The following is a 15,745-nucleotide window of genomic DNA, read 5'->3' as shown; positions in this document are numbered from 1 at the left end:
GCGTTTCTCCTATCGGCCTTTCACACGAGGATCGATAACCCGATGCAGAAAATCGGTCAGTAGATTGGTCGCGATAACCAGCATCGACATGATCAGAAACAATCCTAGCAAAACGGGATAATCGCGCGCGGTCACCGCATCGTAGGTCAATCGCCCAAGACCTGGCCAAGAGAATACTGTTTCCACAACCACGGACCCACCGATCAGCGCGCCCGCCTGCAATCCTGCGAAAGTCACGACGGGAACGGCGGCGTTGCGCAACATATGGCGAGACAGGACTTGTGCTTCATTCAGACCTTTTGCACGTGCGGTTCGCACATGATCTTCGTGTGAAACTTCGATCAACGAGGAGCGCATCAGTCGGATGTAGACGGCCATATAGATTGCGGCCAAAGTAACCACGGGAAGAATGGCGTGGCGCGCCACATCAAACACATATTGACCCGTGGTGAAACTCGAAGCGCGAATATTCGCATAGCCAAATGCCGGTAGCCATTCGAGTTGAATCGAAAAGACCAGTACCAGCATCAGCCCGAGCCAAAAGACCGGCGTCGCATAAAGAAGCAATGAAACCAGCAAGATCGCAAGATCACCCCACGAACCATTCCGCTTTCCGGCGATTGCACCGAACAAGACCCCGCCAATCAACGAAAGGAAGAAAGCGGAAAGTGTAAGCAGCAAGGTTGGTCCCAACCGCTCGGCAATCAACTGACTGACGGCTGCCCGCTGCCGATATGAGTAACCCAGATCGAATTGCAGAACCTTACCGACATAGGTCACGAGCTGGTTAAAAAAGGGCTGATCGAGACCATAATCAGCTCGGATCTGCGCGATGAATTTAGCGTCCGCAGCGCCGGATTGACCGGCGATCACCGATGCGGGATCTCCCGGCGCTGAATGAATGACGGCGAAGTTTATTATCGCGATAACGAGGATCGTAAACACGATCCCCGCCAGTTTCGCCAATAATCGGGAAAGAACGAACATTAGCTTGTCTTTAGGGTTTCTGTTGGCTTTTGGTGCGTGGAACCAAGCAATTGGTCGAGAACACCGAGAAATATTCCCGCCCCCTGGGGGATCAATTCATCCGGAAAATCATAATCCGGATTGTGGACCATGGGATGATCCATTCCGGAGCCTATAAACAATAACGCCGATTTTGAACAAGATCCGAACAATCCGAAGTCTTCCGCGCCCCTGATAGGCAGGTAATCCGTCACCCGGGACAATGCCATGCGTTCGACCGCATTGTCGAAAATCGCTGCGGCGTCCTGATCATTCACACAGGCTCTAAAGAAATTGTGTGTCGAATAATCCAGCATCAGTCGCTCCTCGGCGGCAATCTTGCGCGCCATGTCGAGCGTTTCTTCCAGAAGCCCCATGATGGCGTCGCTTTCAGGCGTGCGAAGGGTGATGCGTATCTCTGCATTGCCCGGTGTAATGCCGAAAACGCGTTTACCCATTTCTACGCCAGTCACCGTCAGGCGCCGGAAGCCCGGCTCGACAGTCTCCCCGGCTTGAAGCCGTTGAAGAGCCGCGATGATACGCGACACCGCCATTGCTGGCGAAATGCCCGCTTCGGGCACGGAGGCATGAGAAACCTTACCCGTCAGCTTGATACACAGCCCCATCGACGCACAGGTGATTTGCCCCGGAGCTACTGCGATATGCCCCAGCGGCAAACCCGGCATGTTATGGATAGCGAAAGCATAGTCCGGCTTGATTGACGCAAACTTGGGATCGGCAATGACCGCCTCCGCGCCATGTGCGGTTTCCTCTGCCGGCTGGAAAAGCAAAATGGCCCGACCGTGTAATGGCTTCTTCCGGTGCAACTGACGGGCAACAGCTGCCATCATTGTCATATGGCCATCGTGCCCGCACATATGCGCCTTTCCATCGTTGCGGGATTTGTAGGGAAGATCGGAGATTTCCTGGATCTGCAATGCGTCAAGCTCGCAACGCAGTAACACCGCTGGCCCGCTTTGCTCACCCTCATAAACCAACGCCACACCGTGACCGCCCAAGTCAGTTATCACCTGATCCGGCTGGGTGTCGGACAGGAAGGATACCACCTCTCGTGCTGTTTCGACTTCCAAACCCGAAACTTCCGGGAACTGATGCAGCTTATGACGCCAGTCACGCAAAACAGCGATTTCTTTATCGTCAATAGGGGATAACATTGACAACAGCCTTTCATCTGGCGGCCGCTTACGACCACCCTCAATCTGGAATCATGTCGAGAACAACACTGGCGGTGTGTTCCGCTCAGGCTCTCAACGGGCGACTCTAACGGTTAGCTCGTGGCGAAACTGACCGTACCGAAATTGGAATTGACGCCAGTGGCTGAGGCCGCCACTTCTTTCAATCGATTATCATAAATCGTCGGGTATCTTTGTTCCGCCAGCCACAGGACGGGCATTTCTTCTACAAGAAGTTGTTGAACCTCGGTGTAATAGGCTTGGCGTTTTTCGGAATCCAGTTCACCTGCCGCAGCCTCGAACAATTCATCAACCTTCGGGTTGGAGTAACCCGATGTATTGGAGAACATGACGCCTTTGCGGATATTTGACGAGATGTAGGTGCGGGCTACTCCCAGTGCGGGATCGCCATTTTGATAAAGCTGGTTGCCGCTGATATCGAAATCACCATTGCTGACGCTCTCAACCCAACCCGCCAGATCGTTGCTCTGCAACTCGACCTTGATACCTGCCTTGGCGAAAGACTGTCGCACATATTCCGCGATGCGGGTCCACGTCTCACCAGCAGGCACCATTGTGAACCTGAGCGAAGCTCTCACGCCGTCCGAACCTGCCTTCAGACCCATTTCATCCAACAGTTGCGTCGCCTTCTCGACCGATGGTTCATAAGTCGGCACATCGGCGCTATAAAACCGCATCGAAGATGAAATTGGGCCCGTGGCCGCTTTCGCAAGCCCAAACAGGATGCGGTCGCGCACGAACTCCCGGTCGATCAGATGCATCAGCGCTTGCCTGAAACGCTTGTCGTTCATAGGTGGACGGCGACAATTCAGTTCGATCCACAACATCGGCGAGAAATACTCGTAGCCGTCAGTCGTCATCTCAAGATGCGGCAGCGCGGCCAGACGCGCCACATCGAAGGGTTCAATGTCCTGCCACTGCGCCAACTGAGCATCACCCTGCTCCATTGAGACGCCACGCGACGCGGCATCAGGAATCACACGGTAATAGATTTCGCGCAGTTTCGGTTCGCCTTGACGGTAATAGTCTTCCACCGCAGTCAGGTGAATATGTGAACCCCGCACCCATTCCGAGAAACGGAAAGGACCTGTGCCGATAGGAGGTTGTTCCGCGCCTACCTTGCGATAATCCGTTCCCTCAAGCTGATGACGCGGCAGCATTGGCGCTGAAGCTGTCTCGAATGCCATCAGAAACGCAGGAAAAGCCTTCTTGAGTGTGAAAATCACCGTGTAGTCGTCGGGTGCCTCAATGCTTGCGCAGCGGCTGAAAACATCGCGCGCGCGTGGATGAACCTCCGGCAGAAACGTCTTGCAGGAAAAGACAACGTCTGCAGATGTGAACAGCTGACCGTCGTGCCATTTCGCATTTTTTACGAGATGAAAGGTGTAGGTCAGACCATCCGGCGAAACATCCCATGAATCTGCCAGCAAAGGCTGCGGTGTCAAGTCCCTCGAATAAGAAAGCAAGCCTTCATAGAGTTTTCCAGCTACCACGCCGGTGGGGGTCTGCTGGTTCAATCCAAGGTTCAAAATAGGCGGCTCCGGATAAACAATGGAAGTAAGCGTTTCGCCGTTCGCCTGGGCATAGGCACTGCTGCCCGTCACCGCACAGGCGATCGTTGCAGCCAAAAACAGATTAAACTCTCGCCGGTTCATGTTCCCTGTCACTTTATTTCTCCTATTGAGCGGCTATTGAGATGTTGCGCCAAATCAGATGTCGGACGTGTTCTGCGCAACAGGTCCTATTTCGTCACCAACGGGCATTGCGAGTTGACCAAGGGCTGAAATGCCTTGTCAGCGGAAACTCTAGCCAGCAATTTGTAGTAGTCCCAAGGCTCTTTGGATTCGTCCGGCTTTTTGACCTCAAACAGATACATACCGTGCATCATGCGACCGTCCGCACGGATGGAACCATCGTGGTAGAAAACATCGTTGATCGGCAGTTCCCTCATTTTGGCAACCACCTGTTTGGTATCATCCGTACCGGCTTCTTTGACTGCCTTGAGATAGTGGAGCACGGATGAATAAACACCCGTCTGCAGCATGTTCGGCATTGCCTTTCTTTCCTCGAAAAAGCGCTGCGACCATGCACGTGTTTGTTCGTTCAAGTCCCAATAGCTGGCCTCGACAATCGTCAGACCTTGCGCTTCTTCAAGACCCATTCCATGAATATCGTTGATGAACCCACCAAGCGTGGCGAGCTTCTGTCCCGATTGGGTCAGCCCGAATTGCGCAGCCTGCTTGACCGAGTTGATCGTATCTGCACCGGCATTCGCCAGGGCTACCACGTTGGCGCCTGACCCTTGCGCCGTAAGAAGTGCTGACGCAAAATCCGCAGTCCCGATAGGCAGACGGATACTACCCACAACTTCACCGCCCCTCGCCTTGACGAGATCGCCTGTCTCCTTTTCCAGACCGTGACCGAAGGCGTAATCGGCAGTGATAAAATACCAATTCTTCAGCCCCTGATCGACGAGAGCCTGACCTGTTGTATGCGCAACCGCGTAAGTATCGTATGCCCAATGCACAACGTAAGGACCGCACGCATCATTCGTTATGCGCAACGAACCGGGAGAACTCAGGACAATAAGCTTTTCCTTCTGCTTCGCGACTTCCAAAGCCGCAAGCGCCGGTGACGATGACGCGACATCGAGAATTGCATCAACCCCATCTTCGTCGAACCACTTTCGAGCGATCGCACCACCGATGTCAGCCTTGTTCTGGTGATCTGCTGAAACAATCTCGATTGGCATTCCCAAGACGGAACCACCAAACTCCGCAACAGCCATTTTTGCAGCTGTGACAGCACCCATGCCGGTAATGTCGGCATAGACACCACTCATATCCTCAATGAGCCCGATACGCACGACCTGATCGCTGATCCGATCTTTAGCGAAGACGTTGGATGCCGCGAGTACTCCCGTCAGGAAGACTGCACCATTTGCAAGCTTCTTAAGTCTATCAACGCGCATACTGTTCCTCCCATATTCTAGTTATTAATCGGCAACACACATCGAAGTTTTTCGGATTTTCGTCGCAAGCTGCTCCGCCCGCTCCAAGGCCGCAATGTCAAGACCCGTCGAATCGCCCTTGTTCTCCAGATGATTGACCAACAGCAATGTGCTCAGATTTCCAGCTGCTCCCGGTGCGTATGGACATCCCCCAAGACCGCCAATAGCGCCGTCGAAAACACGAATACCGTGTTCAAGCGCAACATCGATGTTCTCAAGTGCCCGACCATACGTATCGTGAAAGTGGCAAGCGAGTTGTTGCGGTTGAAGTTTCTGGCCGACAACCGATAGCAGCTTATGAACGCTATCTGGCGAAGCTCGCCCAATCGTATCCGCCAGAGAGATTTCGGTGCAGCCCAAATCCGCAAGTTTGCTTGCGATATCCGCGACCGCGTGCGGCTCAACCGCGCCTTCAAAGGGGCATTCGACGGCGCAGGAAACGTATCCACGCAATCTCACGCCTCTGTCACGCGCCAGATCGGCAACCGGTTGAAACCTCTTGATACTCTCATCTATTGAGCAGTTTATGTTCTTTCTGGCGAAGCTCTCCGAGGCGCTCGTAAATACCGCAAGTTCCTCGACACCTATCTCCAACGCGGCATGGGCACCACGCTCATTTGGTGCCAACACCGACCGGACCAATCCTTCCGCTGGAGGCGTCCCGCGCAGTACAGCGTCATGATCCGCCATCTGCGGCACCCATTTCGGGGAAACGAAAGCCGTAACTTCCAGCCGCGTCAACCCGGTCGTACGCAGACAGGAAATAAGCTCCAGTTTCTCCTTCGTCGACACGATACGCTTTTCATTTTGCAAGCCATCGCGGGGGCCGACCTCAACTATCGTGACGTCAGCCATCAACTATCCTTTCCTCGCGCGGCAAAAGCCGCCAAGCTCTTCTTGGCTTCGTCACTGGTAAAGGTACGCTGCCCAATTCTGGCTTCCTCGCGGAAAGCATCGACGATAGGAAAATCCGGCAATGTTAGTGCCGCTTCCTTTATGGCCTGTACCGCAGTTGGACTGAAGCCGGCCAGTCGTCGGGCGATATCAAAAGCGGTTGCCTCAACCCTATCGGAAGGTTCGATACGATTGACGACGCCCCGTTCACGCATATCCAACGCAGAAAAGCGTTCCGCAGTGAGCATTATCTCCATTGCATGCGCGTATCCGATCTGACGCACCAGGCGGACCAGAGTGCCACCCGCCGGAACGAACCCGTGCCGGACCTCAGGAAGCTCAAACACGGCGTCCTGCGAAGCTATCCGTATGTCCGTAGCCAGCATGAGTTCGAAACCTGCACCCATGCAAACACCTTGGACCGCGCTTACTATCGGCTTATTAAACCCCGCATACTTGATATGTGCCGGGTCCCAGGCCGAAATATCGAACCGATCAGATGCTAGAGCGGGAATCGATTCCTTGAGGTCCGCGCCTGCACAAAAGGCGCGCGTTCCCTCGCCACACAGAACTACCGAATGAATTTCTGAATCTGTATTGGCGCGCTGAAAAGCGGCGCCTAGATCGTCATACATCGACAGCGTCAATGAGTTGAGTTTTTCGGGCCGGTTAATCCGGATGATCGCAACGTGATCGTCCTTCGTGAAGTCGATCGTCCCCATCAAATTGCACCTTGATCTTTCAATCGGGCCACCTCTTCGGGTGAAACGCCCAGAAGTTCTGTCAGAATACGGGCGCTGTGCTCTCCGGGAGACGGAGCCTCCTCATACCGGATACTATCCATGCCGGAGAGCTTGATTGGCAGCCCAAACATTTTGACCAGCTGGTCCCCCATGGGAACGTCAACAATCATCTCACGCGCTGCAATATGAGGATCTTCGACAACCTCTGCGATGGTCTTGATTGCACTTAGGGGAACCCGGTCTCCCGCCATCTCCTCAAGCTCGGATTTTGTATATTGACTAAACCATTCATTGAGGAGCGGCTTGACGACTTTCTCCGAAATCTTTGGATCGAACCGCTTCTCCATTGTGTCGATTTGCGGGTCCCTGGCTTTTTCAGGCTGGCCGAACAGCTCACACGTGATGGACCAGAATTTGTCTGTGTAGCCTCCAAAGAACACGTAACCGTCCTTGCAGGGAAACTGACCATAAGGGCTAACGAATGGATGATCATTACCCAGAGGCTCGGCCACTTCTTTTTGAGTCGTGTAGCGAACCACTGCATTTTCAGTCAGAGTCAGGATAGAATCCTGTTGCGACACATCCACGACCTGACCCTTTCCGGTTTTTTCAGCTTCTCGCAGAGCTGCTACTGTCCCGATAGCGGCGTAAAGCGATGCAGCCAGATCGCCGATGATAGTGCCAACTCGTACGGGTGGTCGATCAGGATAGCCATTCATCGACCACAAGCCACCCGCTGCCTGGCCGGTATTGTCATATGCAGGCTTCGATGAATTGGGACCCGACCGGCCGAAGCCGCTAATGGCGGTATAAACGAGCTTGGGGTTGATGGCGCCGAGCGTTTCGTACCCTAACCCCAACCTGTCCATGGTGCCGGGACGGAAGTTTTCGATCAATATGTCCGCCTGCTCAACCAATTGTTTGAGCAGGCGTTTACCGTCTTCGGATTTCAAATTGATCGACAAACCGAGTTTGTTGCGATTGTACTGTGAGAAGAAAGCGCTTAGCTGCGCCTCCCCAGAAGATACAAATGGTGGGAACGTCCGAGCATAATCCGGTTCGCTGGGATGCTCTATCTTGATAACGGTCGCACCCATGTCCGCCAGGAGCATCGCACAAAACGGCCCCGCGACGACCCGTGTTACATCGAGAACGATAACCCCCGACAAAGGGCCAGTCCTCTTAGCAAGAACAGGGCTGTTTTCTCGATCAGTACTCATTGGGGCCTCCATATCAGCCAGGCGCGTATCAAATTGGTCCCTGGCTCGTTGCACTTCGCACCATTTGCATGGATTCGTCTGTCCACGCCATCATGCGTTGCGCATGCTTTCGAGCAATTCTTTCGCACGGTCCACACGGACATCATGGTCAGCGGCGAGAGCGGCTGCGACCCTGTCAACTTCCTCGCCAATCGCTCCGGCAACAATTGCAATATTGCGGGCATGCAATGCCATATGCCCCTTCTGGATGCCTTCCGTGGCCAGAGCCCGAAGCGCGGCCATATTTTGTGCCAACCCGACTGCCACCGTGACTTCGGCAAGTTCCTGAGCGTTCTGCACGCCGAGAATTTTTAGCGCCGCGCGAGCGGCGGGATGCGTTTTGGTGGCGCCCCCTACCAAGCCCAACGCCATAGGCATTTCAAGTGTGCCTATAAGGTTCCCCGCTGCATCCATTTCCCATCGCGTCAGCGAAGTGTACCGGCCCGAGCGCGATGCCCATACATGAGCTCCAGCTTCAATCGCACGCCAATCGTTTCCGGTAGCGACAACGATTGGATCAATACCGTTCATTATCCCCTTATTGTGGGTGGCGGCGCGGTAGGGATCGACAACGGCAAAGGCACAAGCCTCAACAATACCTCGTGCGATTCTCTCGCCGCCATATTCGGGGGTTTTCAATGCTTCCGGCGTCAGGGACACCATTGCACGCGCTAGCCGTAGATCAGCGTAATTGGAAAGAATACGGAGTCGGACCTCACCGCCGGTTATTTTTTCGATCAGCGGCGCCACGGTTTCGGCCATTGTATTGACCGTGTTCGCACCCATTGCGTCGCGAACATCCACAATCAGATGAACGGCAACCATAGGGCCGACTTGCGTGTCCTCAAAGATATGAACTTCAATATCTTTGCAACCCCCACCGAGCGAAATCAACACCTTGTCCTTGGCGTTGGCCGCAGTAATGATCGCCTCACGCTCCTGCAGCACCCGGATTCGCGCGCTATACGGATCGCTCAGCTTCAGTACCTGCACCTGGGCTCGCATGAGTGGGCCAGTACTCGAGGTCTGGAACCCACCGCATTTGCGCGATATCCGCGCCATATAGGACGCAGCCGCGACAACCGATGGCTCTTCTACTGCCATCGGGATAAGATAATCTCGCCCGTTTATGGTAAAATTTGTGGCTATACCTATCGGCAGTTCAAATACGCCGATGACATTCTCGATCATCCCATTGGCGAGATCGACCGGCAGGCCAGCATGTAAGAAGACGTCCGCCTCCTCATTAGAGAGCGACACTGCATCCGCGACTTTGGCCAATCGTGCGGCGGGAGAGAGATTCCGCATATTCTCCAAACGAGAATTAATGTCCTGTCGCGATGCTTTCACGTTTAAATCAGCCAATGCTGCCTCCCGGAAGAAGTTCCTCTTGAAAGTTTTATGGGCAATTTGTTACCCTTATGAAAAGGTACAGTTTTTAATTATTGTCACCAACTGTACCAGCACGGAGATAGCATGCCCTTTACAAATGGCTCGAGCACCTCTGCGGTCACGCTTGTGGAAACAATCACCGCCCGTTTGAAGGAACAGATAGTTTCCGGCGCTTTGCCATATGGATGTCGGCTGCTTTCCGTTCGCAAGGCGGCGGACGAATTCAATGTGTCGAAAAATACGGTTGTGGAGGCTTACGACCGGCTTGTCGCCGGAGGGTTCATTGCCGCACGCAAGGGATCTGGATTTACGGTTGTTTTCGAGCCCGATACGGCAAATAACCAACGCCCGAAACATGTCGCGGAAGCAGTGGACATCGCTTCTCTTCTTAGCGCTCAGCTTGATCAGAGCTTTCAAATTCGGGTAGGAGACGGACGACCGCCGCCAGCATGGACAGAACAATCGGAAATCAAACGTCACCTCACCATCCATGACCGGTCATTGACCACCGATTCCGATGCCTACGGATCAGCGCTGGGTTTTCCGCTGTTAAGGCAAAAGATCGCCCATCGACTGAAAAACCAGCACATTCGCGCAGGCGAGGAAAATGTATTATTGAGTTTTGGCGCCAATCATGCGCTGGACCTTATCATTCGCGGACTTCTATCAGCTGGGGATACAGTCCTTGTTGACGATCCCGGTTATTACCCACTGTTTGCTAAACTTGCCTTGGCGCAGATACGTATGGTGGGTGTACGACGCACACCCGAAGGACCGGACGTCAATGACTTTAACGAGAAGCTCAAATCAGAGCGACCAAAGATGTTCTTCACCCAATCGCTGGGGCATAATCCAATGGGCGGTTCGATTACCTTACCGGTCGCCCATGCGGTACTTGCCGCGGCGAGTGCCCATGATATCCTGATAGTCGAAGACGATCCATTTTGTGACTTGCCGCTACCGGCACATCGCCTGGCCACTCTTGATCAAGTCAATCGCGTTATTTCGGTCGGGACATTTTCGAAGACATTGTCAGCAAGTTTGCGTTCAGGTTTTATCGTTGCGCGGGAGGATATCATCGCGGCGCTGACCGAATTGAAGATGCTGACCACAGTCAACAGTTCGGGCCATATCGAGCGATTGCTTCACCGAGTGATTGCGGACGGCCATTACGACCGGCATTTGAAACGCCTTTGGCAGAGGATTGAGACGGCTTCACACGCATTCCAGCATAGAATCGACCAAGCCGGCTGGCAATGTTTTGCAGATAGCGTTGGGGGGTATTACAGGTATCTACTTTTACCGGCAGGCGTCAGCGATATCGAATTGGCCCGAGCGGGCGCTAAGGAAAGCATTTTCATAGCACCCGGCAGCGTGTTTTGTATCGACAAACAAAACCCCCTGGGGAGAGGCATCCGAATTAACGTGTCCCGAGCACAGGACATGAGGTTTTACGATTTCCTGTTGCGAATGCTTTGATTCAGGGGAAAAACAAGACTGAGTATTTTAGATAAAAGATCGGTTTTGTTGCAAATTAGCCTTACAAGTACGCTTTATTTTCTTGATTAATGAAACACGCTATTGTTGAAAGCGCGGTAAAGCTGGCATTGGATGGCGGTGTCGACATCATCGAACACGGCTATGGTATTACGCCTGAAACGCGGCAGCGACTGATGGATGAGCGAAAGACCGTGGTGACGACATTGTCGCAGATTCACTTCCATTGGCAGACCTATGAAAAATTCCATTATCCCGATTGGGAGAGAGCCGTTTACGAACGCCACTGATGGTTTGGATACCCCTTCCCCGATCGTAGGCAGATAAGGCATACTGCGGGCGCGGGGCTAATCTGGCACAGGAGACGTGTTCATGGAAAGCGCCGCAATAATTGATATTGATCTCGCTAAGTCTGTATTCCAACTGCATGGAGCAGATACCACTGGCAAACCCTTGTTTCGGAAAAAACTGACGAGGGATCAGTTGAGTGTTTTTTTCAGGCCAGTCGCCGACAGTAGTAGCGATGGAGGCTTGTGCCTCCGCGCATTATTGGGAGCGCAAGATTGGTGCCCTTGGCCATGACGTCAGGCTCATTCCACCTATCTACGTTAAGCCCTTTGTTAAACGACACAAGAATGATGCCGCTGAAGCGGAAGCCATTAGTGAAGCCGCTATCCGGCCAAGGATGCGGTTCGTTCCGGTTAAGTCTGCTGAACAGCAGTCAAGGGCAATGGTCTTTAAGACACGAGATCTTCTGGTTCGTCAAAGGAACCAGATCGTCAATGCTTTGCGCGACACTCGATGGAATACGGGATTGTTGTACCTGCGGGCCTTACTTTTGTGCGCAGGCTTGAACGCGAGATAGAGGATCCCGATACCTCATTGCCTTTGCTGGTTGTAGAGCTCGGGCGTCTACTTATCAATCAGCTCGAAAGCTACAATACGAAGATTGCTGTTGTCGGGCGACAGACGAAGGAAGAAGCAAAGCGTGACCCAAAGGCGCTACGGCTTCAAACTGCACCAAGCATTGGCCCTGTCGCGCCATGGCTATCAAAGCTTTCGTGCCTGATATGAACAGCTTTCGCCGTGGCCGCGATTTTGCAGCGTGGCTTGGCCTTGTACCTTTGTAGAAATCGACTGGCGGCAAACAGAAGCTTGGCCGCACTTCGAAAATGGGGCAACGTGACATCCGGCGACTACTGAACATTGGAGCTATGACCCGCATTCGATGGGCCATCAAGAACGGAGCCCCTGAAGGCTCATGGCTTCAGAAAATGCAGCAACGTAAACCACGATTGCTCATCACTATCGCCTTGGCAAATAAGACCGCACGAGCGATCTGGGCGATGATGACAAAAGGCGAAGGATATCGGGGAGAGCATGTTTCGGCTTAATATCGAAACGTAAATCTCCGATTATGTGAGGAGGGCGCTGGAAAGTATGGGCAAACAGATCGGCAAGATCGAGATCAGGTAAACCAGGCATTCCAAAAGTGCTTCGCGCTTGCGCCACTGATATGGACCTGACCTTCGCATCGCCATACCGGCCCGCGGCATGAATGGCCGCTTCAGCGGAGGCCTGACACATGACCGTAACCGATCTCACGTTCGAGCAATCCCAAAATAATCCTTGCATTACCGGGGGTATCCACGCATGGGAATATATGCTCCGTGATTTTCAACTTGGCGTGCAGAGCGGTGTACGATTTGCGCTTGGTACGGATTTATAGGTTGCCCCACACATCCTCTTTGTGAAGCTGCGATGGAATTCGTGCTGGCTGCCGAATGTGGAATGACGGAAAGGCAAGCGATTTACGTTGGCACTGCCATTGCCTCAGAAGTATTGGGCACAAATATCGACACCGGAACGCTGGAGACTGGAAAATTAGCCGATATCATCGCTGTGGAAGGCGATCCTACAACTGATATAACGAGACTCTTTTCGACTTACTTCGTGATGAAAAACGGCAAGAATTTCGCCAGTAAATATAGTAACTTATTTGTTGGAACACAAAGTGCGACTAAGGCTTAATTCCAGACTTGCGGCATTGATTAGGTTCGACGTTTGATAATTTCTCGATCGAATATGGTCTCTTTTCCATTCCGGCTGTCACTATGCGATAGCTGGATTGACCATTGCCAATTGGGATGCTTATCACCAGATGAGCACCCCATATTGTCCGGATAACAACTCTATTCAATTTGCTCTAGGTAACCCGACAGCTTCGAACAATATATGGCGCGATTAGATCTTGGGAAATGTCTATACCCAGACCAGGCGTACTGGGCACTGGCAACGTGCCATCAGCCCCGACGCATGGACGCCCCACCAAATCCAGAAGAGGATTTGGACCGACATCGTATTCCATGAACGGAAACGCAGTTCTGCCTCCTCGGTAGGCCGGGAGTGTCGCGGTCAGATGCAAGGCTGCCTGGAAATTCACGATGCTACCCCAAACGTGAGGTATAAGCGGACGACCATAAACGTCCGCCAGAACTGCGACCTGCGCGACACCACTCAAACCACCACAAATGGCAATATCCGGCTGCAAGATATCCATTACGCCTTCCGCCAAGAAGGGCATAAAATCTCGTGCCGAAGCAAAAGTTTCTCCGCCCGCGATAGCACATTTGAGATGCGCCGCAGCCTGCTTGTACCCCGTAAGATCAACTGGCGCTGTCGGCTCCTCAATCCAGAGCGGTTGAGCCTCAGCAAGCTGTTCAAATGTCGAAATCGCATTGCGGACAGTGATTGACTGGTTGAAATCAATCATCAAGTCGCCGTCGCCGCCGATCATTTTTCGAACAGTCAGGGCTGCACTCGCGTCGTCTGCAGGACGATAGCCGCTCCGCAGTTTAATCGACTTGAAGCCATCGGCGAGGTAGCTTTCCACATCACGCTCGAAATCCCGATAAGGGTGCCCGCCGGGCTTAAAGAAAGGCCCGCTCGCGTAAGTCGGCACCCGATCCCGGCGCGCGCCACCCAACAAAACATGGAGAGGAATACCTTGCTGCTTGGCAGCAAGGTCGTGAATTGCCATATCGAGAGCCGATATCGCCATCATGGCGACACCGCTCCTCGTTTCGAATGCCCGGCACATATCCTGCCAGATACGACGATAGTGCTGCGCATCCTGTCCAAGTACATACGGGGCCAGATTGACTTCGATCAGACTTGCGACTGCGGTTGGCAATGCCCAGGTTTCGCCCCAGCCACTATCCGAGCCTGCTACCACTTCTACAAGCAGCGTTTCTCGCCGGTCGAAGAACACCTTGGCATTACCGATCGGTTCAGCGAGGGGTGCACTCAGATGGTAAAGTCGAATTTCGTTGATTTTCACGCTTTTTCTCTCGTACCGTGTTGAGCTTTCGACGCGTGCAGCATTTCACGCATGGACTTGCCGAGGATCAGAATAGTGCCTGCGGTCACGAGCATCGCAAATGCAAGGAACAGCAGTGAGCCTTGGAAGCCGCCCGTTGTATCCCTGACCCAGCCAATGATTGTCGGACCAAAGAAGCCACCGGTGCTCCCTACCGAATTGATCAATGCGATCCCGGCGGCGGCTGCACCTCCGGTCAGCAAGGTCGAGGGGAAAATCCAGATATTCGGCGATGCTCCACCGATACCCGCCGCGCCGATGGTAAGACCGATGAGGTTGACCACGGGCGATGTAGCAAAAGCGGCCAGCGCAAAGCCGAAAGCACTGACGATGAATGGCCCGGCTGCATGCCACACGCGTTCGCCGGTACGGTCAGCACTGCGACCGACAAGAATCATGGCTGCAGCCATAAAAATCGACGGGATAGCGACGACGAAGCTCGTTTGCAGATTGCTCAGACCGAATGATTTGACGAATTGCGGCATCCAGATCGCAATACCGGTTGTTCCCATGACCAGACCCACTGCGATAAGGCACATGAGAAGAACACGCGAATCGCGAAGGGCTTTGCCAATAGTGAATTTCTCGGTCGCTTCGCGTGCCTCGCGCTCTTTGGCGATGCGGGAACTCAGTATTTTCTTCTCGTCAGGTGACAGGAAAGTGGCTTTTTCAGGTGAATCCGGAAGCCAGAAGAAAACCACGAAGCCCATCACGATGGCAGGCATCGCCTCGATGACGAACATCCACTGCCAGCCGCTGAGGCCTGCAACGCCATTCATATATTCGAGAATAAAGCCCGACAGCGGCGCACCGATGACGGAGGAAAAAGGCACCGCAATATTGAATGTCGCGAACATGCGCGCGCGATATTCTGCCGGGAACCAGAGCGTCATGAAAAAGATGATGCCCGGAAAGAACCCGGCTTCTGCAGCACCCAACAGAACGCGGACGACATAGAAACTCGTCGGGTTCCAGACGAAGGCAGTTGCGGCGGAAAGTATTCCCCAGGTTATCAGAATTCTGGCAATCCAGCGCCGCGCCCCAACTTTCGCGAGAACCAGATTACTCGGCAGTTCAAATACGATGTAGCCGAGAAAAAATATACCAGCGCCGAAGCCAAACTGGGCTGCCGTGAACCCCAGATCCTGATTCATGGTCAGCGAAGCGAACCCGATATTCACCCGATCCAGGAACGCCGCAAAGTAACATATCATGATTATGGGCAGGATTCGCCACGCCGCTTTTCTAATGACCGCGTTTTCAGTTGTCATTGATGATCTCCTCCTGAGACAGAAGCAGTTCGATAGCAACTATTGCCATAACTGATCAAATCTGAATATCTGAGGGACCAA

13 protein-coding genes and 1 pseudogene are annotated in these 15,745 nt (G+C 53.3%); 4 read left to right on the top strand and 10 right to left on the bottom strand.

The genetic code is table 11. From position 1 onward, the window contains the following. Positions 1–9 precede the first annotated feature (9 nt). From KMS41_19535 to KMS41_19500, 8 genes are all read right to left on the bottom strand, one after another. Positions 10–987: an ABC transporter permease gene (locus KMS41_19535; protein ID QWK80776.1), complete on the bottom strand. Its 978-nt coding sequence runs from the start codon at positions 985–987 to the stop codon at positions 10–12. Further along, positions 987–2,180, bottom strand: a complete 1,194-nt coding sequence (locus KMS41_19530) for an amidohydrolase (protein QWK80775.1) — start codon at positions 2,178–2,180, stop codon at positions 987–989. The genes KMS41_19535 and KMS41_19530 overlap by 1 nt, the downstream gene beginning before the upstream one ends. A gap of 113 nt (positions 2,181–2,293) precedes the next feature. Then, the gene (locus KMS41_19525; protein ID QWK81126.1) at positions 2,294–3,874 is read right to left on the bottom strand and encodes an ABC transporter substrate-binding protein; all 1,581 of its coding nucleotides are present in this window, start codon (positions 3,872–3,874) and stop codon (positions 2,294–2,296) included. A gap of 86 nt (positions 3,875–3,960) precedes the next feature. Further along, positions 3,961–5,190 carry an ABC transporter substrate-binding protein gene (locus tag KMS41_19520; protein ID QWK80774.1) on the bottom strand — a complete coding sequence of 410 codons (1,230 nt, stop codon included), beginning with the start codon at positions 5,188–5,190 and terminating at the stop codon, positions 3,961–3,963. A 24-nt stretch (positions 5,191–5,214) separates the two neighbouring features. Continuing rightward, positions 5,215–6,084, bottom strand: a complete 870-nt coding sequence (locus tag KMS41_19515) for a hydroxymethylglutaryl-CoA lyase (GenBank protein ID QWK80773.1) — start codon at positions 6,082–6,084, stop codon at positions 5,215–5,217. Next, positions 6,084–6,845 (bottom strand): enoyl-CoA hydratase/isomerase family protein, encoded by a 762-nt coding sequence (locus KMS41_19510; protein ID QWK80772.1) that lies wholly within the window; start codon positions 6,843–6,845, stop codon positions 6,084–6,086. The genes KMS41_19515 and KMS41_19510 overlap by 1 nt, the downstream gene beginning before the upstream one ends. Then, positions 6,845–8,086, bottom strand: coding sequence for a CoA transferase (locus tag KMS41_19505; GenBank protein ID QWK80771.1), 1,242 nt, complete (start codon positions 8,084–8,086; stop codon positions 6,845–6,847). The genes KMS41_19510 and KMS41_19505 overlap by 1 nt, the downstream gene beginning before the upstream one ends. Before the next feature lie 90 nt (positions 8,087–8,176). Beyond that, complete coding sequence (locus KMS41_19500) at positions 8,177–9,433, bottom strand: hydroxymethylglutaryl-CoA reductase, degradative (protein ID QWK81125.1); 1,257 nt, start codon at positions 9,431–9,433, stop codon at positions 8,177–8,179. Between the two features lie 168 nt (positions 9,434–9,601). Here KMS41_19500 and KMS41_19495 point away from each other — a divergent pair, with 168 nt between their 5' ends. From KMS41_19495 to KMS41_19480, 4 genes and pseudogenes are all read left to right on the top strand, one after another. Continuing rightward, a complete protein-coding gene (locus KMS41_19495; GenBank protein ID QWK80770.1) occupies positions 9,602–10,996 on the top strand; it encodes a PLP-dependent aminotransferase family protein in 1,395 nt (464 codons plus the stop codon). A gap of 89 nt (positions 10,997–11,085) precedes the next feature. Then, entirely contained in the window at positions 11,086–11,304 is a 219-nt protein-coding gene (locus KMS41_19490) for a hypothetical protein (GenBank protein ID QWK80769.1), read from the top strand. A gap of 82 nt (positions 11,305–11,386) precedes the next feature. Further along, positions 11,387–12,408: pseudogene (locus KMS41_19485) on the top strand (IS110 family transposase). Positions 12,409–12,775: 367 nt separating this feature from the next. Next, positions 12,776–13,045, top strand: coding sequence for an amidohydrolase family protein (locus KMS41_19480; protein ID QWK80768.1), 270 nt, complete (start codon positions 12,776–12,778; stop codon positions 13,043–13,045). A 175-nt stretch (positions 13,046–13,220) separates the two neighbouring features. On the opposite strand, the gene KMS41_19475 is transcribed toward KMS41_19480, so the two are convergent. Together KMS41_19475 and KMS41_19470 are read right to left on the bottom strand one after the other, a co-directional pair. Continuing rightward, positions 13,221–14,354, bottom strand: coding sequence for a mandelate racemase/muconate lactonizing enzyme family protein (locus KMS41_19475; protein QWK80767.1), 1,134 nt, complete (start codon positions 14,352–14,354; stop codon positions 13,221–13,223). Continuing rightward, positions 14,351–15,664, bottom strand: coding sequence for an MFS transporter (locus tag KMS41_19470; GenBank protein ID QWK80766.1), 1,314 nt, complete (start codon positions 15,662–15,664; stop codon positions 14,351–14,353). Before KMS41_19470 ends, KMS41_19475 begins: the two co-directional genes overlap by 4 nt. Positions 15,665–15,745 lie beyond the last annotated feature (81 nt).

The organism is Ochrobactrum sp. BTU1 (genome assembly GCA_018798825.1).
Lineage (GTDB): Bacteria > Pseudomonadota > Alphaproteobacteria > Rhizobiales > Rhizobiaceae > Brucella.
The sequence above is the reverse complement of the archived record's forward strand: the minus strand, read 5'-3'. Positions and strand labels throughout refer to the sequence as shown.

What these genes read in the sequence shown, in the direction of transcription:
- KMS41_19535 (QWK80776.1), bottom strand. Translation starts at nt 987, where the DNA reads ATGTTCGTTCTTTCCCGATTATTGGCGAAACTGGCGGGGATCGTGTTT.
- KMS41_19530 (QWK80775.1), bottom strand. Translation starts at nt 2,180, where the DNA reads ATGTTATCCCCTATTGACGATAAAGAAATCGCTGTTTTGCGTGACTGG.
- KMS41_19525 (QWK81126.1), bottom strand. Translation starts at nt 3,874, where the DNA reads ATGAACCGGCGAGAGTTTAATCTGTTTTTGGCTGCAACGATCGCCTGT.
- KMS41_19520 (QWK80774.1), bottom strand. Translation starts at nt 5,190, where the DNA reads ATGCGCGTTGATAGACTTAAGAAGCTTGCAAATGGTGCAGTCTTCCTG.
- KMS41_19515 (QWK80773.1), bottom strand. Translation starts at nt 6,084, where the DNA reads ATGGCTGACGTCACGATAGTTGAGGTCGGCCCCCGCGATGGCTTGCAA.
- KMS41_19510 (QWK80772.1), bottom strand. Translation starts at nt 6,845, where the DNA reads ATGGGGACGATCGACTTCACGAAGGACGATCACGTTGCGATCATCCGG.
- KMS41_19505 (QWK80771.1), bottom strand. Translation starts at nt 8,086, where the DNA reads ATGAGTACTGATCGAGAAAACAGCCCTGTTCTTGCTAAGAGGACTGGC.
- KMS41_19500 (QWK81125.1), bottom strand. Translation starts at nt 9,433, where the DNA reads ATGCGGAATCTCTCTCCCGCCGCACGATTGGCCAAAGTCGCGGATGCA.
- KMS41_19495 (QWK80770.1), top strand. Translation starts at nt 9,602, where the DNA reads ATGCCCTTTACAAATGGCTCGAGCACCTCTGCGGTCACGCTTGTGGAA.
- KMS41_19490 (QWK80769.1), top strand. Translation starts at nt 11,086, where the DNA reads ATGAAACACGCTATTGTTGAAAGCGCGGTAAAGCTGGCATTGGATGGC.
- KMS41_19480 (QWK80768.1), top strand. Translation starts at nt 12,776, where the DNA reads ATGGAATTCGTGCTGGCTGCCGAATGTGGAATGACGGAAAGGCAAGCG.
- KMS41_19470 (QWK80766.1), bottom strand. Translation starts at nt 15,664, where the DNA reads ATGACAACTGAAAACGCGGTCATTAGAAAAGCGGCGTGGCGAATCCTG.